Raw genomic sequence first — 22,615 nt, 5'->3', positions numbered from 1 at the left:
GCAAAGGAGGATTTGCCCATGACCCAGACGATGCGCGCCGTAGAAATTTCGCAGCCCGGCGGCCCGGATGTTCTGCAACTGACCGAACGCCCGGTCCCCGAGCCGCAAAACGGCCAGGTGATCCTCAAAGTTGCTTATGCAGGGGTGAATCGCCCGGATGCGTTGCAACGGGCCGGGGCCTATGATCCGCCTCCGGGTGCCAGTGATTTGCCGGGGCTTGAAGCGTCGGGCGAAGTGGTTGCCGTGGGTTCAGGGGGCGAGGGGCTTTCGGTCGGCGATCAGGTTTGCGCGCTGCTGCCCGGTGGCGGGTATGCCGAATACGTGGCCACACCTGCCGCGCATTGCTTGCCGGTTCCGACGGGAATGGGAATGAAAGAGGCTGCCTGTCTGCCCGAGACCTTCTTCACCGTCTGGTCCAACGTCTTCATGCGTGGCGGGTTGAAGGCTGGTGAGCGGTTTCTGGTGCATGGCGGGTCCAGCGGGATCGGTACAACGGCGATCCAACTGGCCCATGCGTTTGGAGCCCGTGTCTTTGCCACTGCCGGATCGGATGAGAAATGCGAGGCCTGCGTCAAGTTGGGTGCCGAGCGGGCAATCAATTACCGCGATGAAGATTTCGTCGGGGTCATGCGGGCTGAAGGCGGCGCGAACCTGATCCTCGATATGGTGGGCGGCGATTATATCCCTCGGAACGTGAAAACGCTGGCCGAGGATGGCCGTCTGGTGCAGATCGCCTTTTTGCAGGGGCCGAAGGTTGAATTGAACTTTGCCCTGATGATGGTCAAACGCCTGACCCTGACCGGCAGCACCCTGCGTCCGCAAAGCGATCTGGCCAAGGCGAAGATCGCTCAGGAACTGCGCGAGGCGGTCTGGCCGTTGCTGGAGGCCGGGAAGGTTGCCCCCGTCATGGACAGCGAGTTCGATCTGGCAGAGGCCTCAGCGGCGCACGCGCGGATGGAAAGTTCGGGCCATATCGGCAAGATCGTCCTGAAAGTCGCGGGTTAACCGGGGCGCGCGGGCCTGTCCCGCGCGCTGTCCGTCAGGCCACCGCGCGGCGATACAGATGCCATGTGGCGTGGCCCAGAACCGGCATCACCACGATCAGCCCCAACATCATCGGGATCGCGCCAAGGACCAACAGGGCAGCGACGATGAACCCCCATGCCAGAATCACTCCGGGATTGTGGCGCAGCACCCGGACCGAGGTCACGACCGCCACCGGCAGCCCCACCTTGCGATCCAGCAGCAGCGGAAAGCTGACCACGCTGATCGCCAGCGCGACCAATGCAAACAGGAACCCGACCGCGTTGCCGAAGATGATCATCGTCCAGCCCGCGCCGGTGGTGAAGACCTGCGTGACAAAGGCGCCGATGGATGTGGGCAGTTCGGGGCCCAGCGTGTGGACATAGATGCTCTGCGCGACCATCAGCCAGATCAGCAACCACATGACCAGGTAAAAGCCCAGCATCAGGATTGCGCCGAAAGATGGCGACTGGAATACGCCGAATGCGTCCAGCCAATGGACCTCGCCCCCCTGTTCGCGTTTGCGGCTGATTTCATACAGGCCAACCGCGGCGACCGGGCCAATCAGGGCAAACCCCAGAATCAGCGGTGCCAGCAGCGGCACCAAGTTGCGGTTCAGTCCGAACCCGAACATCAGCAATCCCGCGATGGGGTAGATCAGCACGATGAATATGGCATCTGCCCGTGTTTCCAGAAAATCATTGTAACCGGCCCGCAGACAGGCGCGCAGGTCCTGCATCGTCAAAGTCTGAACCTTTGGCAAATGCCTCGTATCCGCGCTGCCGATACGGTTCACGCTTTCTGCAATATGATCGCCGGTCGCCCCGATGTGCTGGGCCGCCCAGCTGATCGGATTTCCAATCGTTTTGGCCATCGTCATCCCCTCCCTTTGCGAATCTGCGCAGCAGGGTGATTCCGGCATCGGTTGCCCTTGGCCGGACCAGCCGGCAACGCCTGAGCGCCAGTATAACACATTTTTTCGCGTTGCGGTTGCGTGGCGCGGAATCGTGCCGATTGCCCTTATTTTCAGGCGTGTTAGCTTGGGTTCAGGTAACAGGAGGTCAGAATGCAGCAAACGGCAAGAACCGTCGTCATTCACGAACACGGCGGCCCCGAAGTTCTGAAGATCGAAGACCGCCCCGTGGGCGATCCCGGACCCGGAGAGGTGCGCATCCGTCACCACGCCTGCGGGTTGAATTTCATCGATGTCTACCAGCGCACGGGGCTGTACCCGATGGATCTGCCGCACGCTTTGGGCATGGAGGCCGCCGGCGTGATCGAGGCGGTCGGCGAAGGTGTGACCCATCTGGAACCCGGCCAGCGCGCAGCCTATGCCGCCGCGCCCTCGGGGGCCTATTCCGATGCACGGGTGATGCCTGCGGCGCAGGTCTGTCCTTTGCCCGACGGGATATCCTTTGATGCGGCGGCGGCGATGATGCTCAAGGGGATGACGGTGGAATACCTGTTTCACCGCACCACGCCGCTGAAACGCGGCGATACCGTTCTGTTTCACGCGGCGGCCGGGGGCGTGGGTCTGATCGCCTGCCAATGGGCCAAGTCCGAGGGGATCACCCTGATCGGCACCGCTGGCACGGATGAAAAATGCAGCCTGGCGCAGTTCAACGGCGCCGCTCATTGTATCAATTACCGCACCGAGAACTTTGCCGAACGCGTGGCCGAAATTACCGACGGCAAGGGCGTGGATGTGGTGATGGACTCGATCGGTGCGGATACGTTCAACGGATCGCTGGACAGTCTGAAGCCGTTGGGAATGATGATCTCATTTGGCAACGCGTCGGGGCCGGTGCCGCTGATGGATATCGGGATTCTGGCCAAGAAGGGTTCGCTCAAGATCACCCGGCCAACTCTGTTCACCCATATATCCGAACACGCGGTCTGTCAGGCGATGGCCCGGCGTCTGTTCGGAAAGGTCGAGGGCGGAGAGGTCAAACTCCATATCGATCAGCGTTTTCCGCTGGAACAGGTCGCCGACGCCCACCGCGCACTTGAGGCCCGGCAAACCACCGGCAGCACGATTCTGGAACCCTGACAAACAAAAAACCCGGCCGACGGGGGCCGGGTCCAAAACTGACCTTTCGTCCGATCAGAACCGGTAGGCTGCGCGCACCTGAAGGGTGGTTGCGTCCACGTCGATGCCGGTACGATCGAAATTGCTGAATTCGTGATAGAGGATCTCGCCGGCAACGCTGATGTTCGGAGCGACGATCTGTTCGTAGCCTGCCCCGATGAACCAGCCGTCCTCGCTGCCAAGATTGTCGGTCCCGGCTTCGGCAAAGCCGCCGACACCGTACAGCAATCCGGTAGAAGTCACCTTGTAGCCCGCGCGCGCCTTGACGCGCCAGACATCCTCGACCTTGACGCCAGGAGCCAACCCGATGCTGGCCCAGTCATAGTCAAAACCAAGGCCGACAACCCAATCGCTCAGGTCGTAGTCGTAGCCCAGGATGATACCGCCGATTGCACCGTCGCCTTCCACGCCCGAAATATTGGTGTCGATATCGGCGTAACCGAACTGCAAACCACCGTAGAAGCCGGTCCAGTTGCCCGAGGACTGCGCCGCTGCTGCACTTGCGGACAAGGCCGCGATCGTTGAGACGAGAAGAAACGTACCTTTCATGTTTTATCCTTTCATCGGAAATGGCCTGCAGCAAATCCGCGCTGCCTGTTTGTCTGTATTGATCACTACGGCCCGGTCTCACGACCGGATCACAGTTTGTTCGAACATTCCGACCCAAAAAAGATGCGCCATATCCGTAATCCGTGGCAGCACCGGCCCGTTAAATCCGGGCACGTCCTTTCCTTTAAATGTAGGTCCCGAAAATGGCTGTTTCAAATGACAATCGGCGGCAGAGTGATCCGCCGCCGATCTGACTGAATCTGTCAGCGGGTTATTGCTGCAGTTCTGCCGGAGTTTTGTCGGCAATGGTTTCCCAGTTGGTGCTGGCCTGCTCGATAAAGCCGGGGATGTCGCCTTCCCAGCGTTCCTGAATGTCCTGCGACAGGTTCAGGTACAGTTTGTTGTCGACGATTTTCCAGTAGGTCGGGTCGCCGTCGAACTTGAAGCCCATCGCGGCACCAAAAGCGCAATAGCCACCGTAGGCAGGCAGGTAGGCTTCGGGATTTTCTTCGAACGCGACTTTGTTTTCCTCAGTGGCAAAGCGATACAGCGCGTCATTGTGCAGCGCGGTGATACGGTAGTCGCCCTTGGTCGGCTCACCTTCGGTGAAATAGGCAACCGGGTCGTAACCCTGCAGCGCCAGACCGGTCGAGCTTGCGTTCAGTTCAACACCTGCAGCCAGGGCCGAGCTTGCGATTGCAACGGACAGCGCAACGCCGCCAATGATGGATTTGATCTTGTTCATTGTTTTCACCTTTCGTGAAACGGGCGGCCCGGCGGCGCTGAAATTACACCTGGACGACCCTAGGGATTATTGTCCGTGCGACCGGTAATTGGCCGTCACGCAACCGAAGTGGGCAATCGCGCCATCACGTTCAAAACAATCAATTGTGAATGTGCGGCGGCGAAGGGGCGCTGTTCAAATTCGCGCATTTCAGCCTCAGGCGTCGGGTTCGAATGCAACCACGAAGGCGATGACTTTGTCCGCTAACATCTCGCACGGGCGCAGTAGCGCGCCACTGCTGTCGGTCAGGTAGAGGTTCAGGCTGATGTAATCGCCGCCGCCCAATTGATGCGCCACCAGCTTATGGGATTTACCGCCAGCCAGTGCCGTTCGGCAGACGATATACCGCCTGCCTTGGCTTTGCCCGGTGGACGAGCCGAGAGGGATGGCGAAAAATGCAGACAGAAACGCGTCCGGGGCGATCAAGACTGGCCGATTTTGGGTTCGGTCCCGGCCCTGATCCGCGCCAGGTTCGCGCTGTGGCGCCAATAGACCAGCAAGGTCAGGATGATGCCCAGGAAAAAGGTCGAACCATCTGTCAGCAGCAACACCCAGAGGGTCGATGTTGCCGCTGCGACCAACGCGCCCAGCGAGGAAATTCGCCAGATCGCGGCGGCGACCAGCCAGCTCAGGCAGCAGGCCACGCCCACGCGCCAGTCCAATGCCAACCACAGGCCCAGAAAGGTGGCGACACCCTTGCCGCCCCTGAAGCCCAGCCAAACCGGGAAGCAATGGCCCAGAAGCGCGGTCAGGGCGGCGATCTGGGCGGCGTCCTCACCGGCCAGTGCGCGGGCCAGCAGAACGGCGACCGCCCCCTTGGCGGCATCAAAAACCAGCGTCAGCGCGGCGGCGGCCTTGTTGCCGGTGCGCAAGACATTGGTCGCCCCGATATTGCCCGATCCGATATTGCGCAGATTGCCCAGCCCCATGACCTTGGCAATGATCATACCGAACGGGACCGATCCCATCAGATACCCAATCGCGGCCCAGAGGATCAGCTGGGTCATCGTGCTGTCGAGTAGGGGCATCAGGATCTCCGGTAAACTTCTTGGCCTGCTACATAAGTTGCGGTGACCTTACCCTGCATCCGCTGGCCGTCAAACGGGGTGTTCTGCGATTTTGATTTTAATGAAAACCGGTCCAGCACAAAGGGCACATCCGGGTCGAATAGCACCAGATCGGCGGGCGCGCCCTCGGCCAGACGGCCCGAGTCCAACCCCAGCCGTTTGGCCGGGTTCAGCGCCATGGCGCGGAACAGGGTGGGCAGGTCCAGCTGATCCGCGTGATACAGCCGCAGCGCCGCAGGCAGCAGCGTTTCCAGCGCCACCGCGCCCGAGGCCGCCTCTTCAAACGGCAGGCGCTTGCTTTCCTCGTCCTGCGGCGTGTGCATCGAGCTGATGATGTCGATCAGGCCGGACCGCACCGCGTCGATCACCGCTTGTCGGTCGTCCTCGGACCGCAGCGGCGGTTTGACCTTGAAGAAAGTGCGATAGTCGGCCACGTCCAGCTCGTTCAGGGTCAGATGGTGGATCGAGGTTCCGGCGGTGATGTCCAGACCGTTGCGCTTGGCGCGCTCCAGCGCAGGCAGGGCGCGGGCAGTGGTGATCTGGTCGGCGTGATATGCCGCCCCGGTCATTTCCAAAAGTGCGATGTCGCGGTCCAGTCCCATGCGTTCTGCCATCGGTGACACAGCAGGCAAACCCCGCAGGGCGGCGAACTTGCCGCTGGTGGCCGCCGCACCATTGCTCAGGCCCGGTTCCTGCGGGTGCGCAATGACCAGAGCGCCGCAGGACCGCGCATAGGTCAGGGCGCGGGAAAACACCTTGGTATTGGCGATGACGTGATCGCAATCGGTGAATGCAACGGCACCGGCATCCTGCAGAAAGCCGATCTCGGTCATTTCGCGCCCTTCGCGGTTTTTGGTCAGGGCGGCCATGGGCAGCACGTTCACAGGCGCATCCGCCTGCGCGCGCCGGGTGGCAAATTCCAGCGTTTCAGGCGTGTCGACGGCAGGCAGCGTATCGGGGCGGGTGACGATGGTGGTCACCCCTCCGGCAGCGGCGGCCAGGCCGGCGGATTTGTAGCTTTCCTTGTGGCGTTCGCCCGGTTCGCAAACCTTGACGCCGATATCGACGATCCCGGGGGCCAGACAATGCCCGCCGCAATCAACGACCTGCGCGTCCAGGGTTGGGGCGTCGCCTTCACCGCGCGCGGCAATCCGGCCTTCGGTCACGTGCAGCCAGCCCATGCTGTCCGTGCCGGATTCCGGGTCGATCAGGCGGGCGTTGGTGAAGATCAGGTTGCTCATGCCATGGCCCTTTCGATTGCGGCTTTGGTGGCGGCCGGGTCCGCCTGGTATTTGATCAGGTGCTTGTCGCCGCCCTTGGTGACGACCTGGACAAAGCTGCCAATGGTGTTGACCGCCTGTATCTGGTTCAGCGCCACCTTGCGCGGACCGGGGCCGGTGAGGGTGGTGTCGGACATCTCCCACGTGGCGACCAGCTCTTCGGAGGCCAGGTACCACGCGCGAATGCCGATGGCTGCAAGGCCCGCCGGCGCGCCGGTCCAGGGATAGGGATTGCCGATCAGCCAGAGGATGATCATCGCGCCCGCCATCGCAAAGGCGGCCAGCCATGCGTTGGTGCGGATATAAGCGCCTTTGTCGGGCGAGAAGGTCACAGGATCAGCCACAGGGCACCTCCGATAGCCAGCAGGATCACCAGCGCCAGAATGGCCGAGCCGATGCGGCGGGGTCGCTCATCCTGCGGCGCGGTTTTCGGCGCCGAGAACGGCTTGGCGCTTTCGGTTTCGATCGGACCGCCGGTCCAGTTGGTGGCCTCTTCAGTATAAAGACCGGCCAGATGCACCCTCGGGTCCGGTGTCAGCGTCGCTGCGCGGTCGCCAAAGGCGGCGCTGCGCACGACCATGACCCAGCCTTCGATGGTCTCCAGCGCGGCTCGATCCAGTTGATCGGCCGCGACGCCGCAGCCCTCGTTCAGATAGCCAAAGAGCCCAAGATCTTCGAGGTCAGAGACCGGAAAAACATCGATCTGGTCCGGGTCAAGCCCCGCCACCCCCAGAGCTTGATCGGCAGCGCCCGGTTCGCGCAGGAACTTCGCCTCTTCCGGGCGCATATCCAGCGTGAAAAGGCGGATCACGCCGCGTTCATGGGGGGCGACTGTCAGATCGCTCATGCGGCGTCTCGCAGGTTGCGGGCCAGCAGCTCCATCGCGGCCATGCGGACGGCAACGCCCATCTCAACCTGTTCCTGAATGACGGACCGGTTGATGTCATCGGCCAGCGTGCCGTCGATCTCGACCCCGCGGTTCATCGGACCGGGGTGCATGACGATGGCGTCAGGCTTGGCCAGTGCCAGCTTGGCGGCGTCCAGCCCGTAGCGGTGATAGTATTCGCGTTCCGAGGGGATAAAGCCGCCGTCCATCCGCTCCTTCTGAAGCCGCAGCATCATCACAACGTCGACGTCCTTCAGACCTTCGTTCATGTCGTCGTAAATCTCGGCGCCGAAGTCGGCGAACTGGCCAGGTACCAGCGTCGGCGGGCCGATCAGGCGGATACGGTTTTCCATCTTGCCCAGCAGGATCAGGTTCGACCGTGCCACGCGGGAATGGGCGACATCTCCGCAAATAGCGATGTTCAGACGGTGCAGACGCCCCTTGGCGCGTCGGATGGTCAGCGCGTCCAGCAAGGCCTGGGTCGGGTGTTCGTGCCGCCCGTCGCCTGCGTTCAGCACAGCACAGTTCACCTTCTGCGCCAACAGATCGACCGCGCCGGAATGCGGATGCCGCACCACCAGCAGATCGGGATGCATCGCGTTCAGCGTCATCGCGGTGTCGATCAGCGTCTCGCCCTTTTTGATCGAGCTGGCCTGCATCGCCATGTTCATCACATCCGCACCCAGCCGCTTGCCTGCCAGTTCGAAACTGGCCTGCGTGCGGGTCGAGTTCTCAAAGAACATGTTGATCTGCGTCAGCCCCGACAGCACGTCGGAATGCTTGGTCGACTGGCGGTTCATGTCGACATATTTCTCGGCCAGGTCGAGGATGGCGGTAATATCGGACTGCGACAGATGCTCGATGCCAAGAAGGTGACGATGGGCGAAACGCATGGGCGGGCTCCTGTCTGACAATCGAGCCGCTTATAGGAAGCCGCGCGCGCGAGGGCAACCTAAGGATCGGAACCTTCGGGCAGTTTCTCGCACCCGCCTTCGGGCAAACACTGCTCGCCGGGTTTGCACCACTTTCCATAGCCGCAATCGACCGCCTTGACCGGCACGCAGCCCTGATGTTCGGAACATTTGAATCCGGGGCGGCATTGCGAGTCGGTTTCTTCGCACAAAAACCAGCCGGGGCGCGAGCATCCGCCGCCCGGCAGACAGGATGTGCCCGCCGCGCAGGACTGGCCGTCGTCGCATAGCGAGGGCAGGCCTTCGATGGCGGTATTCGGGTCAAATTCGGGTGAGGTCCGTTCGCATTCGCCGCGCGCGTTGCAGAAGGTGCCTCCGGGGCAATCCAGCCGCGAATAGCATTTGTTGGCCCCCGCGGGCGCGCAGCGGGTGCCCCCCGCCACGCAGCGTTCAAACGGTCCGCAGGTGCGCCCGCCGCCGCAATAGGTGCCACCCAGCGGGATGCAGTGGCCGTCAAAGCTGCATCTTTGTCCGCCGGAACAGCAGCGGGTGCCGCATTGGAACTGACCGGGGCGGCATTGGCCATTGCGGTCGAACAGTTGCGCAAAGGATGGGCCGCTGAGCGGGATCAGCAGCAGGGAAATCAAAAGGAATCGCAACAGAACCAACATGAACACCGCAATGGTCGGTGCGATGAACGGTCCGATCAAGGCCTATTCGCTTTCCCTCGATCAAAAGCTGGTTAGATTGAGGGGTATGGAATCGGCTTTGGACTATCATACCGCGCGGGCGCTGCTGGACTGGCAGATCGAACTGGGCGCAACGGACGCGATCGGCGATGCGCCGGTCGACCGCTATGCGCTGCCCGATACCGCGCCCAAGGCCAAGAAACCCGCTGCGGTACAGGCCGCGCCTGAAAAGCCGAAAAAGGTGGACCCCGCCGCGGTCGCAAAGGCCGCCGCCAAAAGCGCCGGGTCGCTGGACCAATTGCGGACCGCGATGGACGGGTTCGATCATTGCGAGCTGAAACGCGGCGCGCGGCAGTTGGTGTTTGCCGACGGTACGCCGGGCGCGCGGGTGATGATCATCGGCGAGGCTCCGGGCCGCGAAGAGGACCGCGAGGGTAAGCCGTTCGTGGGACGCGCCGGGCAATTGCTGGACCGGATGCTGGCGGCGATTGATCTGGATCGTACGCAAAACGTCTACATCACCAATGTCCTGCCGTGGCGGCCACCGCAGAACCGCGACCCCAAACCCGAAGAGATCGGGATGATGAAGCCGTTCCTCGAACGCCACGTGGCGCTCGCCAAGCCCGAAGTTCTGGTGATCATGGGCAATATCAGTTGTCAGGCGGTGCTGGGCAAACGCGGGATCACAAGGCTGCGCGGGCAATGGGATCAGGCGCTGGACCTGCCGGTCATCCCGATGTTCCATCCCGCCTATCTGCTGCGCCAGCCGCAGATGAAGCGCCAGGCCTGGGCGGATCTGCTGGAGCTCAGGGCCAAGCTGGAGGGGAAATGATGCGCGTTCTGGCCTTTTCCGACCTGCATATGGCCCGCAACCGCGCGGCCGAGGTCGTAGCCGCCAGCGCCGAGGCTGATCTGGTGATCGGGGCCGGAGATTTCTGCAACATGCGGCAAGGGCTGGAAGAGGCGATGGCGATGCTGGCCGGCATATCTGCGCCGTTTGTCATGGTGCCCGGCAATGCGGAAAGCGCACAGGAATTGGCAGACGCCGCGCCCGAGGGCGGCCATGTGCTGCACGGCACCGGCATGACCTTGGACGGGCTCCGCCTGTTCGGTCTGGGCTACGGCGTGCCACTCACGCCGTTTGGCGACTGGTCCTGCGACCTTACCGATGCTGAGGCCGCCGAGTTGCTGGACCGCTGCGACGGCACCGACATTCTGATCGCGCATTCTCCGCCCAAGGGGTATGGCGATGTCACGTCGATGGGCGAAGCGGTCGGCTCGGTCGCCGTGCGTGATGCGGTGGAGCGGCTGCAGCCGCAATACGCGCTGTGCGGTCATATCCATGACAGCTGGGGTTATCGCGGCACAATCGGCCGCACGCAGATCGCCAATCTGGGACCCCGCGTAAATTGGTTCGAGGTCACCTTATGATAGAAACGGTCACTCTGCTGGCGTTCATTCCGGCAGCCCTGGCGCTGAATTTCGCCCCCGGCGCCGACATGATGTTCTGCTTTGGTCAGGGGCTGCGGTCCGGTGCCCGACCGGCGTTGGTGGCCAGCGCGGGCATCTCGCTGGGGTTGATGGTGCACGTGCTGCTGGCGGGGCTTGGGCTGGGTGCCGCGGTCAACAGCCTGCCGTGGCTGTTTGATGTCATCCGCTGGATGGGCGTGGCCTACCTGCTGTATCTGGCGTGGGGTGCCATACGGAACGGAGCGGTGTCTGCCGATGCGCCCGCGAAACCCACAAGCCATGCGTTTCGTGACGGAATGGTGGTGAACCTGACCAACCCCAAGGTCATCTTGTTCGTGCTTGCCTTCATCCCGCAATTTGTGAACCCCGCCACCGGCTCGATCCTGCCGCAATTCCTGATCCTTGGCGTGATCATTGCGCTGGGCGGGTTTGTGGTGAACGGGCTAGTGGGTGTTTTTGCCGGCGGCGCAGGTAAGGTTCTGATTTCGAACCCGCGCGCCTCTCGTATCATGGGCTGGGTGACAGGGGGGATTTTCACCGCCCTTGCCGTCCGGCTTGCCATCATGGAAAGGGCCTGACGCCAAATGTCACGCATTGATGAAAGCAAAGAGTTCATTCCGGTTCGGATTGCCGTTCTGACCGTCTCGGACACACGGTCGCTGGACGAGGACCGCTCGGGTCAGACGCTGGTCGACCGGATCGAGCGCGCAGGCCATTCGGTGGCCGATCGCAAGATCATCCGGGATGAACGGGGCGAGATCGCAGCCCAGTTGCGGCTGTGGGTCGGTGATCCCGAGATTGACGTGGTGATCTCGACCGGGGGCACCGGCCTGACGGGCCGCGACGTATCAGTTGAGGCGCATCGCGACGTCTATGAAAAGGAAATCGAGGCGTTCGGCACCGTTTTCACCATTATTTCTATGGAAAAGATCGGCACTTCGGCGGTGCAGTCCCGCGCCACCGGCGGCGTGGCGGGTGGCACCTATCTGTTCGCCCTGCCCGGGAGTCCCGGCGCCTGCAAGGACGCCTGGGACGGAATTCTGGAAAAACAGTTCGATTACCGTCACCGCCCCTGCAATTTCGTGGAAATAATGCCCCGATTGGACGAACATCTGCGACGGAAGTAGACTGGTTGCACGTATAACTGTTCGTAACCGCTTTGTGGCTTGGCATTTTTCTGTGCCCGGCTACCATCTGCGCATGGCAGCCTGAAGCGACCGGGGTGAAAGATTGATGCGATTTCTGAGGCAAAGCCTTGTTGGTGTCTTTCTGGCGTTTCTGACGCTGGCCTTGCTGTTTGTCGCGATTCAGATGATCACTGGCGCGGTGCAGGATGCGCTGACGCGCGAGAACACACCGCCCGAGGCGCGCGAACGCATCTTTGCTGTCAGCGTGCGTCCGGCAGAACTTGAAACCGTCACCCCGTATCTTGAGGCCTTTGGCGAGGTTCAAAGCCGCCGCCGTCTGGAATTGCGCGCGGCGCTGGGCGGGCGTGTGGTCTTTCTGGCAGAGGATTTCGAGGATGGCGGTGTTGTCACCGCAGGCGAGGTTCTGGTGGAACTGGACCCGGCGGACGCGCAATCGGCGCTGGATCGGGCCAAATCCGACTTGCTGGACGCGCAATTCGAAGAACGCGACGCCGAACGGTCGCTGCTGTTGGCGCAGGACGAGTTGAACTCGGCCGAGGCACAGGCGGCCCTGCGCGGGCGTGCCTTGCAACGGCAGAAAGACTTACAGGGTCGCGGGGTCGGAACCCCTGCCGCCGTGGAAGAGGCGGAACTGGCCGAGGCGGCGGCGCAACAATCGGTGCTGGCGCGTCGCATTGCTCTGGCGCAAGCGGAATCGCGGGTCGATCAGGCGACCACCTTGCTGGCCCGCGCCCGCATCGCGCTTGAGGCCGCCGAACGTGATCTGGATGACATGACCGTTCGTGCGCGGTTTGCCGGTACGTTGACGGATGTGACCTTGGTCGAAGGGCGACTGGTGTCGGCCAATGAAAAGCTGGCCGAATTGGTTGATCCTACCGCGCTTGAGGTGGCCTTTCGGGTCTCGACTGCGCAATACGTGCGTCTGCTGGATGCCGAGGGTGACCTGATCAACGCGCCGGTCACCGCATCCCTTGAGGTCACGGGCACCGATCTGATGGCCCAAGGCCGCATCAGCCGCGACAGCGGTTCCGCGGGCGAAGGACAGACCGGACGGCTGATCTATGCAAGGCTGGAGGACGCGCCGGGATTCAAACCCGGCGATTTTGTCACCGTAACTGTTGAAGAACAGCCGCTGGACAACGTGGTGCGTCTGCCCTCATCGGTACTGGACGCGGCGGGCACGGTGCTGGTGCTGGGCGCCGATGACCGGCTCGAGGCGCTGCCGGTGCAGTTGATCCGCCGTCAGGGCGACGAGGTGCTGCTGCGCGGGCAGGGTCTGGTTGGACGCGAGGTAGTGATCGGCCGCACGCCGCTGCTGGGCGGCGGGGTCCGGGTGCGCCCGTTGCGGGATGAGGCCAATGCTGGGGCCGATCCGGGCATGGTTGAACTGTCCGACGAACAACGCGCCCAACTGGTCGCTCAGGTCGAGGCCAGCGAACAGATGTCTAATGAGGCCAAGGCCAGCGCCCTGAGCCAGCTCAGCGCGCCCAAGGTTCCCGCCTCTCTGGTGCGCAGCATCGAGAACCGGGCAGGGGGCTAGGCGCCATGATGCGCGAGATCCCCGGCGCGGCGGGCGGTATCCTCAGCTATTTCACCCGGCACAGGACGGTCGCCAACCTGCTGTTGCTGGTGATGCTGGTACTGGGCGCGGCGGCGATCCCGGCGATGCGGGCGCAGTTCTTTCCGGATGTGATTCTTGAACGCGTGGACGTGGACATCAAATGGGAAGGCGCCGGCCCCGAGGATGTCGATAACGGCATTGTTCAGCTGCTTGAACCGGCCCTGCTGGCGGTCGAAGGGGTGGCTGGCACGACCTCGACCTCGCGCGAGGGGCGGGCCAATATCCGGCTGGAGTTCGAGCCCAACTGGGACATGTCGCGCGCCGTGGACGAGGTTCGGACCGCCGTCGATGGGGTGACCAACCTGCCCGACGATGCCGAGGAACCCTCGATCAAGCGCGGGGCGTGGCGGGATCGGGTAACGGATGTGGTGGTGACCGGCCCGGTCGATCCGGACCAGTTGGCGAAATTCACCGACGAATTGATCAACCGTCTGTTTGCGGTCGGCGTGACCCGCACAACCATCCGCGGCATTGCCGCACCCCGCGTGGTGGTCGAGGTGCCAACGGCGCAGCTGATCGCCAATGACGTCACCCTGTCGGAAATCGCGCAGGCCATCGCGGCCGAGGCGATGGCCAACCCGGCAGGTGATGTCACCGGCGCCAATGCCCGCATCCGAACAGGCACGGAAAAGCGCACCCCCGAAGAGATCGAAGGTATCGCGCTGCGTAACTTCGCTGATGGCTCCAAGCTTTTTGTGGGTGATGTGGCGGAAATCCGGGTCGAAGGGGTCACCCGCAACCGCAGCTATTTTGTTGGCGAAAACCCGGCCATGTCCGTGCGCGTGGACCGGTCCAATCTTGGGGATGCCATCAAGATTCAGCACACGGTCGAGGACGTGGTGACCGAGCTTCAGGCCAGCCTGCCCGAAGGCGTGACCATCGAGCTGATCCGCACCCGTGCACAGGCCATCACCGAGCGTCTGGATATTCTGGTCGATAACGGGCTGGTGGGTTTGGGCCTGGTGGTCTGCCTTCTGTTTCTGTTCCTGAACGCGCGCATTGCCTTCTGGGTGGCGGCGGGCATTCCGGTGGCGATGTCCGCGGCGATAGCCTTCATGTATATCGGCGGGCTGTCGATCAACATGATCTCGCTGTTCGGTCTGATCATCACGCTGGGCATTGTGGTGGATGACGCCATCGTTGTCGGCGAACACGCCGATTTCCGCGCGCGACGGCTGGGTGAGGCCCCGGTCGTGGCCGCCGAACGCGCGGCGCGGCGTATGGCGATGCCGGTTTTTGCCGCCACCCTGACCACCGTGATCGCCTTTTTTGGTCTCACGGCCATCGGTGGCCGGTTCGGAGAGCTGATTGGCGACATTCCCTTTACCGTGATCGCGGTGCTGCTGGCCTCGCTGATCGAATGTTTCCTGATCCTGCCCAACCACATGGCCCATGCGATTACGCATTCGGCCAAGGAGCACTGGTATGACTGGCCCAATCGCGTGGTCAATCGCGGGTTCCGCTGGGTGCGGGATCACCTGTTCCGCTCGTTGATCGCCTGGGTCGTTTGGGCGCGCTATGTGGTTGTGGCGGTGATGGTGGTGATTTTGGCCAGCCAGATCGCCCTGTTCATTAGGGGCGACGTGAACTGGCGGTTCTTCAATGCGCCCGAACGCGGCTCGGTCACCGGCAATTTCATCATGGTCGAAGGCGCCACCCGCGAAGACACGCTGGAAATGATGCACCAGATGCAGCGCGCCGCCGAAGAGCTGGGCCGGATTTACGAAGAGCGTCACGGGCGCAATCCCATCGATTATATTCTGGCCGAGGTCGGCGGCAATGCCGGGTGGTTCAACCTGAGTGCCGCCGATGGCAAGGACAAGGACCTGCTGGGCGGGGTTTCGATCGAACTGATCGACTCGGACCTGCGCCCCTATTCCAGCTTTGAGTTCGTGGGCGAGCTTCAGGACTTTGTCCCGCGCCACCCCAAGGTCGAGCTGCTGACCTTCCGCGGCTGGCGCTCGGGACCCGGCGGCGATGCGATCGACGTGCAGTTCTATGGCGCCGACGTGAACACGCTCAAGGCGGCGTCCGAGGATTTGCAGGCCGAGCTGTCAAAATACCCCGAGGTGTCGGCGCTTGAGGACAATCTGGCCTATGACAAGGAAGACTTCATCCTGGACCTGACGGCCAAGGGACAGTCGCTGGGCTTCCGCATCGAAACGCTGGGCCGCGTGCTGCGCGACCGGCTGAACGGGATCGAGGCTGCCACCTTCCCTGACGGCCCGCGCAGCGCCGAGATCCGCGTAGAACTGCCCGAGGGTGAGCTGACCGCCGATTTCCTGGAACGCACCCTGATGCGCACGCCAGAGGGGGTCTATGTGCCGCTGGCGGATATCGTTTCGGTCGAGCGTAAATCGGGCTTTGCGTCTGTTCGCCGCGAAAACGGCCTGCGGGTGCTTTCGGTGATCGGCGATATTTCCGAGGATGACCCAGCCCGCGCAGAGGATATCGCCCGCGCCCTGAGCGAAGAGATTCTGCCCAATATCGCAGCCGAACGGCAGGTCGAATGGCAGATGGCGGGCCTGAGCGAGCAAGAGGACGAGTTCCTGACCGAAGCGCGCACCGGGCTGATCCTGTGCCTGACCGGGATTTATCTGGTTCTTGCCTGGGTGTTTGCCAGCTGGACCCGGCCTGTGGTGGTGATGGCGATTATCCCGTTCGGGTTGGTGGGCGCAATCTGGGGCCATTACATCTGGGAAATACCTTTGAGTATGTTCACCGTGATCGGCCTGTTGGGGATGACCGGGATCATAATCAACGATTCGATTGTTTTGGTGACGACCATCGACGCTTATCAGCAAGAGCGCGGGTTGCTGCCGTCGATTGTCGAGGGCACGGCGGATCGGCTCAGGCCTGTCATGCTGACGACGCTGACAACGGTTCTGGGGCTGACACCGCTGCTCTATGAGGGCTCGCAACAGGCGCAGTTCCTCAAGCCCTCGGTGATCACGCTGGTCTATGGGTTGGGTTTCGGGATGCTGCTGGTGTTGCTTCTGGTGCCTGCGTTGCTGGCCATTCTCAACGACCTGGCGCGCCCGATGACCGCGATGCGCCGGGCGCTGCGGGCACCGGATCGGGTGGTGCAGGGTGCGGTTTCTGCCACTGGGCTGGCGCTGCTGGTCTGGTTCGGCCTGACGATGGTCTGGCCCGCGATTTCGGGTGCGCCGATTGGCCTGTTGTCGGGTCTCTATCCGGGTGAAGGAGGCGTTGCGGTCCTGCAAATGGGGCTGGGGGCCTTCCTCGTCGGTGCCGTACCGATCCTAATTCTGAGTGTCGTGCTATCCGGCTTGCTTTACGTACGCCTCAGAGGGCGGGCGGTTTAAGCCCGACGCAGGGCGGTATCCAACAGGTCGGTGACGCGGTCGCTCATGGGCAGATCGCCACGGCGGATCTGATCGATCGGAAACCAGCGGGCGTCCAGCGCGTCATCCCCGGCAAACGGTGTACCTGAGCGATACTGACAGGCGACCCCGACCAGCAGGTAATGCGACTGCACAGCGCCTTGCGCGTCGTGGCGCAGCAGGTCCAGATTGTCGAGATAGTGCAGCGGTTCGGCGATGACCGAGGTTTCTTCGTACAGTTCCCGTTGTGCCGCCTGCATGACGGTTTCACCCCATTCGACGTGGCCGCCAGGGAAACCCCAAAGTCCCGCGTCAGGTTGTTTGCTGCGCTGTACCAACAGCACGTTTGCGTCATGCAAGACAACGGCCAGCGTGCCGATCTTCGGGGTTTTCTGCATCGATCAGCCCGCGCTGCAGCCCCGAATATCGACCGCGTGGTTCGCGCCCAGCACCGTGATCCTGATCTCGGACCGGTCCAGCGCGAAAGGTCCGCCCGAGGCGCTGATCACCTCGGATGTGGCGACCAGCGTATCGCCCTGCCGCGTGGTTTCCGGCTGCGAGGCCCAAAGCGCCGGGTTGCCCGGTTCGATCACGGCAACCTCGCGCCCTCCGGCCGAGGGCATTTTCACGCGCGCTTCGATCTGCATTCCGTCCGAGGTTGGAGTCAGCTGGCAGCTGGCGGCGGTCACACGCGCCTCTTTCGCGGAATAGGGGCGCTGGGCCAGAGCCGCAGCGATAGCAGGGTTTCGGTCGGCGTCGGCGTTCAGCGTATGATCGAAATCCAGCCGCTCGGGGATGCAGACATCCTTGCAGACGCCCAGATCCATATCACCGCGCAGCCGCACGGGTTTGGTGGAGTCCTTGGGTGTGATTTCGACCGGCAACACCAGTTGATTGGCATACCCGATGGATTGCAGGCCGTTCTGCACGAACACCTCGGGCGCGGGCCAGGTGATCGCCACATCGCCTACATTTCGCGAGCCGCGCCAGTCAAACTGCGGCGGGATACCGGCATCGCCGGGTGCGCGCCAATAGGTTTTCCAGCCGTCCTTCAGTGTCAGCCGCAACGCGCCAAGATAAGTGCCGTTGGCGGTGCGCCCGCCATCCAGCACGTCCAGTTGCACAACCCCGTCCACATCCTGCGCCTGCGCAGGGGAGGTCAGGGCGAAACAGGCGGTCAGGGCGGCCGCGGTTGGCTTCAGAAAACGCTTCATACCCCATAAATGCGTGGTCTGGGCCGGGATTCCAAGTCACGTTCCGGTCACCCGGATGAAATCTGGCGAAATGTGGCCTCTTCCCTTGCCAATCCCCATGCACCGGGGCCATTGTTGAAAGGGGACGAAGCAAGAGATGTAAATCCATGGACCTGACCGGAAAACTGTTGATTGCGATGCCTGGCATGGGTGATCCGCGCTTCGATCATTCGGTGGTTTACATGTGCAGCCATGGGGATGATGGGGCGATGGGCCTGATCATCAACAAACCCTCGGACTTGCGGATCAAAACTCTGCTGGAGCAACTGAATATCGCCTGCCGCATCCCGATTGTGGGCGAGCGTCTGGTGCATTTCGGCGGCCCGGTCGAGATGTCGCGCGGTTTTGTCCTGCACAGCTCGGATTACGAGGCCAATCTGCATTCGATGCAGATATCGGACGATTTCAGCATGACCGCGACGCTGGATGTGCTCGAGGATTTGGCCTCGGGGCGCGGTCCTTTGAATTCGACACTGGCGCTGGGCTATTCCGGCTGGGGTCCCGGCCAGTTGGAGGATGAGATCGCCATGAACGGCTGGCTGACCACCGAGGCGAACTCGAAGCTGGTATTCGATGTGCCCGATGATGAGAAATGGGAGGCCGCGCTGGCGACGCTGGGGGTTGACCCGTTGACCCTGTCGGCCAGCGCCGGGCGCGCCTGATCAGCTGTCGCGCGGTGCTGCCGCCCGGCGCAGGCGGTCGTTGATGGCGGCACCCAGACCCTGATCCGGGATCGGTGATACCGCGATCGGACGTCCTGTGGCATTCAGCGTATGAAGGGCCGAGAACAGATTGGCCGCGGCTTCGGTCAGGTTCCCCTTTTCCGACAGGTTCAGATCGCAATCGACAGGGCCAAAGCCCAGCAACACCTCATCCCCTTGCCGGTTCTCTGCATTCAGCCGCACCGGCGCGTCCGGGGCATAGTGCGATTGCAACTGGCCGGGCGCGGTCAAAAGGTCTCCGGCCTGATGAATGTGGAGCTCTGTGCCCAGAACGGTTTCGACCTGTTCCAGCGCCACACCGCCCGGACGCAGCAGAGAGGGCTCTCCGGCCAGTCCGACGATAGTGGATTCCAGCCCGACACCGCAGGGACCATCATCCAGTATCGCCGCAATGCGTCCGTCCAGTCCGGCGCGCACATGGTCGGCGGTTGTGGGGCTGATCTGGCCCGAAGGGTTGGCCGAAGGGGCCGCGACCGGCCCGTCGAACGCCGCCAGCAGCGACCGTGCGGTGCCATGGGCGGGTACTCGCACCGCCAGCGTGTCCAGCCCCGCCGTGACCAGCGGAGAAATCCCATGCTCGTCGCGCAGCGGCAGAACCATCGTCAGCGGGCCGGGCCAGAAGGCGGCGGCTAGGGCCTCGGCCCGGTCGGACCATTCAACATACCGCTGTGCCGCCCCGACCGAGGCCACATGCGCGATCAGAGGGTTGAAGCTGGGCCGCCCCTTGGCTGCGTAAATGCTGGCCACGGCCTCACCATTGCGGGCGTCGCCGCCCAGCCCATAGACGGTCTCGGTCGCGAAGGCGACCAGCAGGCCCTGCCGCAGAAAGTCTGCCGCCTGTGCAATTCCGCCCGGATCGGCGGACAAATCCAATGTGCCGTTAGGGATCATATCTGGTGACGCCGCGTTTTGATTGCTTGTACCATTTGGCTGACTAGGTAATCGAATTGATCAAGGATGCATAAAGGTGGGCATTGCAATTTCCAACCCCACCCGCGAAAAACCATATAGTTAGCCCCGAGGGAACTCATGCCATACCGCGCGCCTATTTCCGACTATGAACTGCTTTTCCGCCACGTGGTCGGGTTCGATCAGATTGCCGCGACCGAGAAGTTCTCGGAAGCCAGCGAGGATGTCGTCGGTGCGATCCTGACCGAGGCCGGCAAGATGTGCGAAGAGGTGATGGCCCCACTGCAACGTCCCGGCGATCTGGAACCCGCACGTCTGGAAAACGGTGTGCTGCGGACCTCGCCCGGGTATGCCGACGGCTGGAAGGCAATCGCCGAAGGCGGCTGGATCGGGATGAGCGGTGATCCCGAGCATGGCGGTATGGGCCTGCCGATGACCCTGACCACAGCGGTGAACGAAATGATGTCGGCCGCCTGCCTGTCGCTGCAACTGGCACCGCTGATGACCCAGGGCCAGATCGAGGCGCTGGAACACCATGCGAGTGATGAGTTGAAGGCGCTGTACCTGCCCAAGATGATGTCGGGCGAATGGGCTGGAACCATGAACCTGACCGAGGCACAGGCCGGGTCGGATGTGGGCGCTTTGTCCTCGAAGGCCGAGGCCAATGGCGACGGCACCTATTCGGTTACGGGTCAGAAAATCTTCATCTCGTGGGGTGACAACGACTTTACCGAGAATGTCTGCCATCTGGTGCTGGCGCGTCTGCCCGACGGGGTACCGGGCACCAAAGGGATTTCTCTGTTCCTGGTGCCCAAATATCTGCCCGACGAAAGCGGCAATCCCGGCGTGGCGAATGATCTGAAAGTTGTCTCGGTCGAACACAAGATGGGTCTGCACGGCTCACCAACCTGCGTGATGCAGTATGACGGCGCCAAGGGCTGGCTTGTGGGCAAGGAACATGGCGGTATGGCCGCGATGTTCACCATGATGAACAATGCCCGTCTGGGTGTAGGCGGACAGGGTGTGGGGGCTGCCGAAGGCGCATATCAGCACGCGCTGGCCTATGCGCTGGAGCGCAGGCAGGGCAAGACGCCCTCAGGCACGATCATCGATCATGCGGACGTTCGCCGGATGCTGATGAGCATGCGCGCCGATACCTTTGCCGCGCGGGCGATCATGCTGGCCAATGCGGCAGCGATCGACATGGGCAATGCAACTGGTGATCCCGAGTGGAGCGCGCGCGCCGCGTTGCTGACCCCGATCTGCAAGGCCTTCGGCACCGAGACCGGGATGCGGGTGTCCGAGACCGGTGTTCAGGTGCATGGCGGCATGGGCTTTATCGAAGAAACCGGTGCGGCCCAGTATTATCGCGATGTTCGCGTCACGGCGATCTATGAGGGCACCAACGGCATTCAGGCCATGGACCTTGTGGCGCGCAAGATGATGGACGGCGGTGAGGCAGCTTCGCGCCTGTTGGACGAGATCGAGGATCACGCCGAAGAGGCCCGCGCCACCATGCCTGATTTGGCAGGTCCCGTCTGGGAGGCCACCGAAAGCCTGCGCGAAACCACCGAGTGGATCGTGGCGCAGTCCGACATGAACACCCGCTTTGCCGGGGCCGTGCCCTATCTGCACGCTTTCGCCCGGGTTCTGGGCGCGCATTACCACCTCAAGGCCGCATTGGCTGAACCCAATGGTCCGCGCTTCAAACTGGCGCGGTACTACATCAACGCGCTGCTGCCTGAATATGCCGGTCTGCTAACGCAGGCTCAGAACGGGGCCGGGGACCTTTATGACCTCAGCGCCGAGGAACTGGCGGTATAATGGACGGGGACACTCCTTTGGCGATCCGATACCCCTGGCCCGAGCCCCCGGCACCGGGTGAGGCCATTGAGGTCGCCGAGGGTGTGCTGTGGATGCGTCTGCCGCTGCCGATGGCGCTGGATCACGTCAACATCTACGCACTGGATGATGGCGATGGCTGGACGGTGATCGACACCGGTATTTCGTCGAACAAGACGCGCCGGGTTTGGGAAACCCTGATGGCCGGGCCGCTGGGCGGCAAGCCGGTGACCCGCGTGGTGGTCACGCATCACCACCCCGATCACGTCGGCAATGCGGGCTGGTTCCAGTCCGAGCATGGTGCCGAACTGGTCACAACCCGCACCGCCTGGCTGTTTTCTCGGATGCTGCAACTGGATGTGCAGGAAACCTGGCCGCAAGAGACGCTGGACTATTACCGCAGCGCCGGGATGCATCCCGAAGTACTTGCCAAACGTATGACCGAACGCCCCTTCAACTTCTGCGACACGGTCTATCCGATGCCGCTGGGCTTTACCCGCATCAAACAGGGCAGCGTGATCCGTATGGGCGGGCGCGACTGGGACGTGCATATGGGCAACGGCCACGCCCCCGAGCACGCCACGTTCTGGAGCCGCGATGACAATCTGGTGATCACCGGCGATCAGATCCTAAGCTCGATCAGCCCCAATCTGGGTGTCTATGTCACCGAACCGCTGGCTGACCCGGTGGCCGAATGGCTGGAGGCTTGCGAGCGGCTACAGGGGCTGGCGCGGCCCGATCATCTGGCGCTGGGTGGGCACAAGCTGCCCTTTACCGGCCTGCCGCTGCGGATGCGGCAACTGATCGACAACCACCACGGTGCGCTGGATCGCTTGCAAGACTATCTGGATGCACCGAAAACCGCCGCCGAGTGTTTCACCCCCTTGTTCAAACGTCAGATTGGCGAGGGCGAATATGGGCTTGCGCTGGTCGAGGCGGTTGCACATCTGAACCATCTTTACCACATTGGAACCGTGACCCGGACGCGGCGCGCGGACGGGGCGTGGGAGTTTCAGCACAAAGGGTAA

At 62.6% G+C, this 22,615-nt stretch carries 24 protein-coding genes; 11 read left to right on the top strand and 13 right to left on the bottom strand.

Features of this window, described 5'->3' with window-relative positions; all coding sequences use genetic code 11:
- Positions 1–18: 18 nt before the first annotated feature.
- Positions 19–1,005: an NAD(P)H-quinone oxidoreductase gene (locus tag GOX88_RS13995; protein WP_170402901.1), complete on the top strand. Its 987-nt coding sequence runs from the start codon at positions 19–21 to the stop codon at positions 1,003–1,005.
- Between the two features lie 34 nt (positions 1,006–1,039).
- Here GOX88_RS13995 and GOX88_RS13990 read toward each other — a convergent pair whose 3' ends face one another.
- Complete coding sequence (locus GOX88_RS13990) at positions 1,040–1,897, bottom strand: DUF2189 domain-containing protein (RefSeq protein WP_170402898.1); 858 nt, start codon at positions 1,895–1,897, stop codon at positions 1,040–1,042.
- 192 nt (positions 1,898–2,089) lie between these two features.
- On the opposite strand from GOX88_RS13990, the gene GOX88_RS13985 reads away from it, so the two are divergent.
- A complete protein-coding gene (locus GOX88_RS13985; RefSeq protein WP_170402895.1) occupies positions 2,090–3,073 on the top strand; it encodes a quinone oxidoreductase family protein in 984 nt (327 codons plus the stop codon).
- A gap of 54 nt (positions 3,074–3,127) precedes the next feature.
- Here the strand turns inward: GOX88_RS13985 and GOX88_RS13980 are convergent, their stop codons facing one another.
- The 9 genes from GOX88_RS13980 to GOX88_RS13940 form a co-directional block, all read right to left on the bottom strand.
- Positions 3,128–3,661 (bottom strand): outer membrane protein, encoded by a 534-nt coding sequence (locus GOX88_RS13980; protein WP_170402892.1) that lies wholly within the window; start codon positions 3,659–3,661, stop codon positions 3,128–3,130.
- Positions 3,662–3,932: 271 nt separating this feature from the next.
- Positions 3,933–4,406, bottom strand: coding sequence for a YHS domain-containing (seleno)protein (locus tag GOX88_RS13975; protein ID WP_170402889.1), 474 nt, complete (start codon positions 4,404–4,406; stop codon positions 3,933–3,935).
- Between the two features lie 195 nt (positions 4,407–4,601).
- On the bottom strand, positions 4,602–4,871 hold the full coding sequence (locus GOX88_RS13970; protein WP_170402886.1) for a hypothetical protein: 270 nt from the start codon (positions 4,869–4,871) through the stop codon (positions 4,602–4,604).
- Positions 4,868–5,473: a glycerol-3-phosphate 1-O-acyltransferase PlsY gene (gene plsY, locus GOX88_RS13965; protein ID WP_170402883.1), complete on the bottom strand. Its 606-nt coding sequence runs from the start codon at positions 5,471–5,473 to the stop codon at positions 4,868–4,870. Before plsY ends, GOX88_RS13970 begins: the two co-directional genes overlap by 4 nt.
- Positions 5,473–6,753, bottom strand: coding sequence for a dihydroorotase (gene pyrC, locus GOX88_RS13960; RefSeq protein ID WP_170402880.1), 1,281 nt, complete (start codon positions 6,751–6,753; stop codon positions 5,473–5,475). The genes plsY and pyrC overlap by 1 nt, the downstream gene beginning before the upstream one ends.
- Positions 6,750–7,136 (bottom strand): hypothetical protein, encoded by a 387-nt coding sequence (locus GOX88_RS13955; protein WP_170402878.1) that lies wholly within the window; start codon positions 7,134–7,136, stop codon positions 6,750–6,752. The genes pyrC and GOX88_RS13955 overlap by 4 nt, the downstream gene beginning before the upstream one ends.
- Positions 7,121–7,639: a hypothetical protein gene (locus tag GOX88_RS13950; RefSeq protein ID WP_170402876.1), complete on the bottom strand. Its 519-nt coding sequence runs from the start codon at positions 7,637–7,639 to the stop codon at positions 7,121–7,123. Before GOX88_RS13950 ends, GOX88_RS13955 begins: the two co-directional genes overlap by 16 nt.
- On the bottom strand, positions 7,636–8,571 hold the full coding sequence (locus GOX88_RS13945; RefSeq protein WP_170327245.1) for an aspartate carbamoyltransferase catalytic subunit: 936 nt from the start codon (positions 8,569–8,571) through the stop codon (positions 7,636–7,638). Before GOX88_RS13945 ends, GOX88_RS13950 begins: the two co-directional genes overlap by 4 nt.
- 59 nt (positions 8,572–8,630) lie before the next feature.
- On the bottom strand, positions 8,631–9,299 hold the full coding sequence (locus GOX88_RS13940) for a scavenger receptor class F, member 2 (RefSeq protein WP_254436230.1): 669 nt from the start codon (positions 9,297–9,299) through the stop codon (positions 8,631–8,633).
- 46 nt (positions 9,300–9,345) lie between these two features.
- On the opposite strand from GOX88_RS13940, the gene GOX88_RS13935 reads away from it, so the two are divergent.
- The 6 genes from GOX88_RS13935 to GOX88_RS13910 all read left to right on the top strand — a co-directional run bounded on the left by GOX88_RS13935 (position 9,346) and on the right by GOX88_RS13910 (position 16,843).
- Entirely contained in the window at positions 9,346–10,110 is a 765-nt protein-coding gene (locus GOX88_RS13935; RefSeq protein WP_170403118.1) for a uracil-DNA glycosylase, read from the top strand.
- A complete protein-coding gene (locus GOX88_RS13930) occupies positions 10,110–10,709 on the top strand; it encodes a metallophosphoesterase family protein (protein ID WP_170403115.1) in 600 nt (199 codons plus the stop codon). Before GOX88_RS13935 ends, GOX88_RS13930 begins: the two co-directional genes overlap by 1 nt.
- Positions 10,706–11,326, top strand: coding sequence for a LysE family translocator (locus tag GOX88_RS13925; RefSeq protein WP_170402872.1), 621 nt, complete (start codon positions 10,706–10,708; stop codon positions 11,324–11,326). The genes GOX88_RS13930 and GOX88_RS13925 overlap by 4 nt, the downstream gene beginning before the upstream one ends.
- Positions 11,327–11,332: 6 nt before the next feature.
- The gene (gene moaB, locus GOX88_RS13920) at positions 11,333–11,875 is read left to right on the top strand and encodes a molybdenum cofactor biosynthesis protein B (protein ID WP_170402870.1); all 543 of its coding nucleotides are present in this window, start codon (positions 11,333–11,335) and stop codon (positions 11,873–11,875) included.
- A gap of 106 nt (positions 11,876–11,981) precedes the next feature.
- A complete protein-coding gene (locus GOX88_RS13915; protein WP_170402868.1) occupies positions 11,982–13,436 on the top strand; it encodes an efflux RND transporter periplasmic adaptor subunit in 1,455 nt (484 codons plus the stop codon).
- A 5-nt stretch (positions 13,437–13,441) separates the two neighbouring features.
- Complete coding sequence (locus GOX88_RS13910) at positions 13,442–16,843, top strand: efflux RND transporter permease subunit (protein WP_170402866.1); 3,402 nt, start codon at positions 13,442–13,444, stop codon at positions 16,841–16,843.
- Here the strand turns inward: GOX88_RS13910 and GOX88_RS13905 are convergent.
- Together GOX88_RS13905 and GOX88_RS13900 are read right to left on the bottom strand one after the other, a co-directional pair.
- Positions 16,840–17,259 carry an NUDIX hydrolase gene (locus GOX88_RS13905; protein WP_170402864.1) on the bottom strand — a complete coding sequence of 140 codons (420 nt, stop codon included), beginning with the start codon at positions 17,257–17,259 and terminating at the stop codon, positions 16,840–16,842. The two genes, GOX88_RS13910 and GOX88_RS13905, sit on opposite strands and share 4 nt — an antisense overlap.
- Positions 17,260–17,262: 3 nt before the next feature.
- The gene (locus tag GOX88_RS13900; RefSeq protein WP_170402861.1) at positions 17,263–18,075 is read right to left on the bottom strand and encodes a protein-disulfide reductase DsbD domain-containing protein; all 813 of its coding nucleotides are present in this window, start codon (positions 18,073–18,075) and stop codon (positions 17,263–17,265) included.
- Positions 18,076–18,221: 146 nt separating this feature from the next.
- On the opposite strand from GOX88_RS13900, the gene GOX88_RS13895 reads away from it, so the two are divergent.
- A complete protein-coding gene (locus GOX88_RS13895) occupies positions 18,222–18,776 on the top strand; it encodes a YqgE/AlgH family protein (RefSeq protein ID WP_170402858.1) in 555 nt (184 codons plus the stop codon).
- Here GOX88_RS13895 and GOX88_RS13890 read toward each other — a convergent pair whose 3' ends face one another.
- Positions 18,777–19,727: an L-threonylcarbamoyladenylate synthase gene (locus tag GOX88_RS13890; protein WP_170402855.1), complete on the bottom strand. Its 951-nt coding sequence runs from the start codon at positions 19,725–19,727 to the stop codon at positions 18,777–18,779.
- Between the two features lie 138 nt (positions 19,728–19,865).
- Here GOX88_RS13890 and GOX88_RS13885 point away from each other — a divergent pair, with 138 nt between their 5' ends.
- Both GOX88_RS13885 and GOX88_RS13880 read left to right on the top strand, forming a co-directional pair.
- Entirely contained in the window at positions 19,866–21,569 is a 1,704-nt protein-coding gene (locus GOX88_RS13885; protein WP_170402852.1) for an acyl-CoA dehydrogenase, read from the top strand.
- Complete coding sequence (locus GOX88_RS13880; protein WP_170402850.1) at positions 21,569–22,615, top strand: MBL fold metallo-hydrolase; 1,047 nt, start codon at positions 21,569–21,571, stop codon at positions 22,613–22,615. Before GOX88_RS13885 ends, GOX88_RS13880 begins: the two co-directional genes overlap by 1 nt.

It is taken from the genome of Ruegeria arenilitoris, from assembly GCF_013030985.1.
Classification (GTDB): domain Bacteria; phylum Pseudomonadota; class Alphaproteobacteria; order Rhodobacterales; family Rhodobacteraceae; genus Ruegeria; species Ruegeria arenilitoris_B.
This window is presented reverse-complemented; position numbering and strand designations above follow the sequence as displayed.

Bases quoted from the DNA above. Each gene is read 5' to 3' on its own strand.
- GOX88_RS13995 (WP_170402901.1), top strand. From the start codon at position 19: ATGACCCAGACGATGCGCGCCGTAGAAATTTCGCAGCCCGGCGGCCCG.
- GOX88_RS13990 (WP_170402898.1), bottom strand. From the start codon at position 1,897: ATGGCCAAAACGATTGGAAATCCGATCAGCTGGGCGGCCCAGCACATC.
- GOX88_RS13985 (WP_170402895.1), top strand. From the start codon at position 2,090: ATGCAGCAAACGGCAAGAACCGTCGTCATTCACGAACACGGCGGCCCC.
- GOX88_RS13980 (WP_170402892.1), bottom strand. From the start codon at position 3,661: ATGAAAGGTACGTTTCTTCTCGTCTCAACGATCGCGGCCTTGTCCGCA.
- GOX88_RS13975 (WP_170402889.1), bottom strand. From the start codon at position 4,406: ATGAACAAGATCAAATCCATCATTGGCGGCGTTGCGCTGTCCGTTGCA.
- plsY (WP_170402883.1), bottom strand. From the start codon at position 5,473: ATGCCCCTACTCGACAGCACGATGACCCAGCTGATCCTCTGGGCCGCG.
- pyrC (WP_170402880.1), bottom strand. From the start codon at position 6,753: ATGAGCAACCTGATCTTCACCAACGCCCGCCTGATCGACCCGGAATCC.
- GOX88_RS13950 (WP_170402876.1), bottom strand. From the start codon at position 7,639: ATGAGCGATCTGACAGTCGCCCCCCATGAACGCGGCGTGATCCGCCTT.
- GOX88_RS13945 (WP_170327245.1), bottom strand. From the start codon at position 8,571: ATGCGTTTCGCCCATCGTCACCTTCTTGGCATCGAGCATCTGTCGCAG.
- GOX88_RS13935 (WP_170403118.1), top strand. From the start codon at position 9,346: ATGGAATCGGCTTTGGACTATCATACCGCGCGGGCGCTGCTGGACTGG.
- GOX88_RS13930 (WP_170403115.1), top strand. From the start codon at position 10,110: ATGCGCGTTCTGGCCTTTTCCGACCTGCATATGGCCCGCAACCGCGCG.
- GOX88_RS13925 (WP_170402872.1), top strand. From the start codon at position 10,706: ATGATAGAAACGGTCACTCTGCTGGCGTTCATTCCGGCAGCCCTGGCG.
- moaB (WP_170402870.1), top strand. From the start codon at position 11,333: ATGTCACGCATTGATGAAAGCAAAGAGTTCATTCCGGTTCGGATTGCC.
- GOX88_RS13915 (WP_170402868.1), top strand. From the start codon at position 11,982: ATGCGATTTCTGAGGCAAAGCCTTGTTGGTGTCTTTCTGGCGTTTCTG.
- GOX88_RS13910 (WP_170402866.1), top strand. From the start codon at position 13,442: ATGATGCGCGAGATCCCCGGCGCGGCGGGCGGTATCCTCAGCTATTTC.
- GOX88_RS13905 (WP_170402864.1), bottom strand. From the start codon at position 17,259: ATGCAGAAAACCCCGAAGATCGGCACGCTGGCCGTTGTCTTGCATGAC.
- GOX88_RS13900 (WP_170402861.1), bottom strand. From the start codon at position 18,075: ATGAAGCGTTTTCTGAAGCCAACCGCGGCCGCCCTGACCGCCTGTTTC.
- GOX88_RS13895 (WP_170402858.1), top strand. From the start codon at position 18,222: ATGGACCTGACCGGAAAACTGTTGATTGCGATGCCTGGCATGGGTGAT.
- GOX88_RS13890 (WP_170402855.1), bottom strand. From the start codon at position 19,727: ATGATCCCTAACGGCACATTGGATTTGTCCGCCGATCCGGGCGGAATT.
- GOX88_RS13885 (WP_170402852.1), top strand. From the start codon at position 19,866: ATGCCATACCGCGCGCCTATTTCCGACTATGAACTGCTTTTCCGCCAC.
- GOX88_RS13880 (WP_170402850.1), top strand. From the start codon at position 21,569: ATGGACGGGGACACTCCTTTGGCGATCCGATACCCCTGGCCCGAGCCC.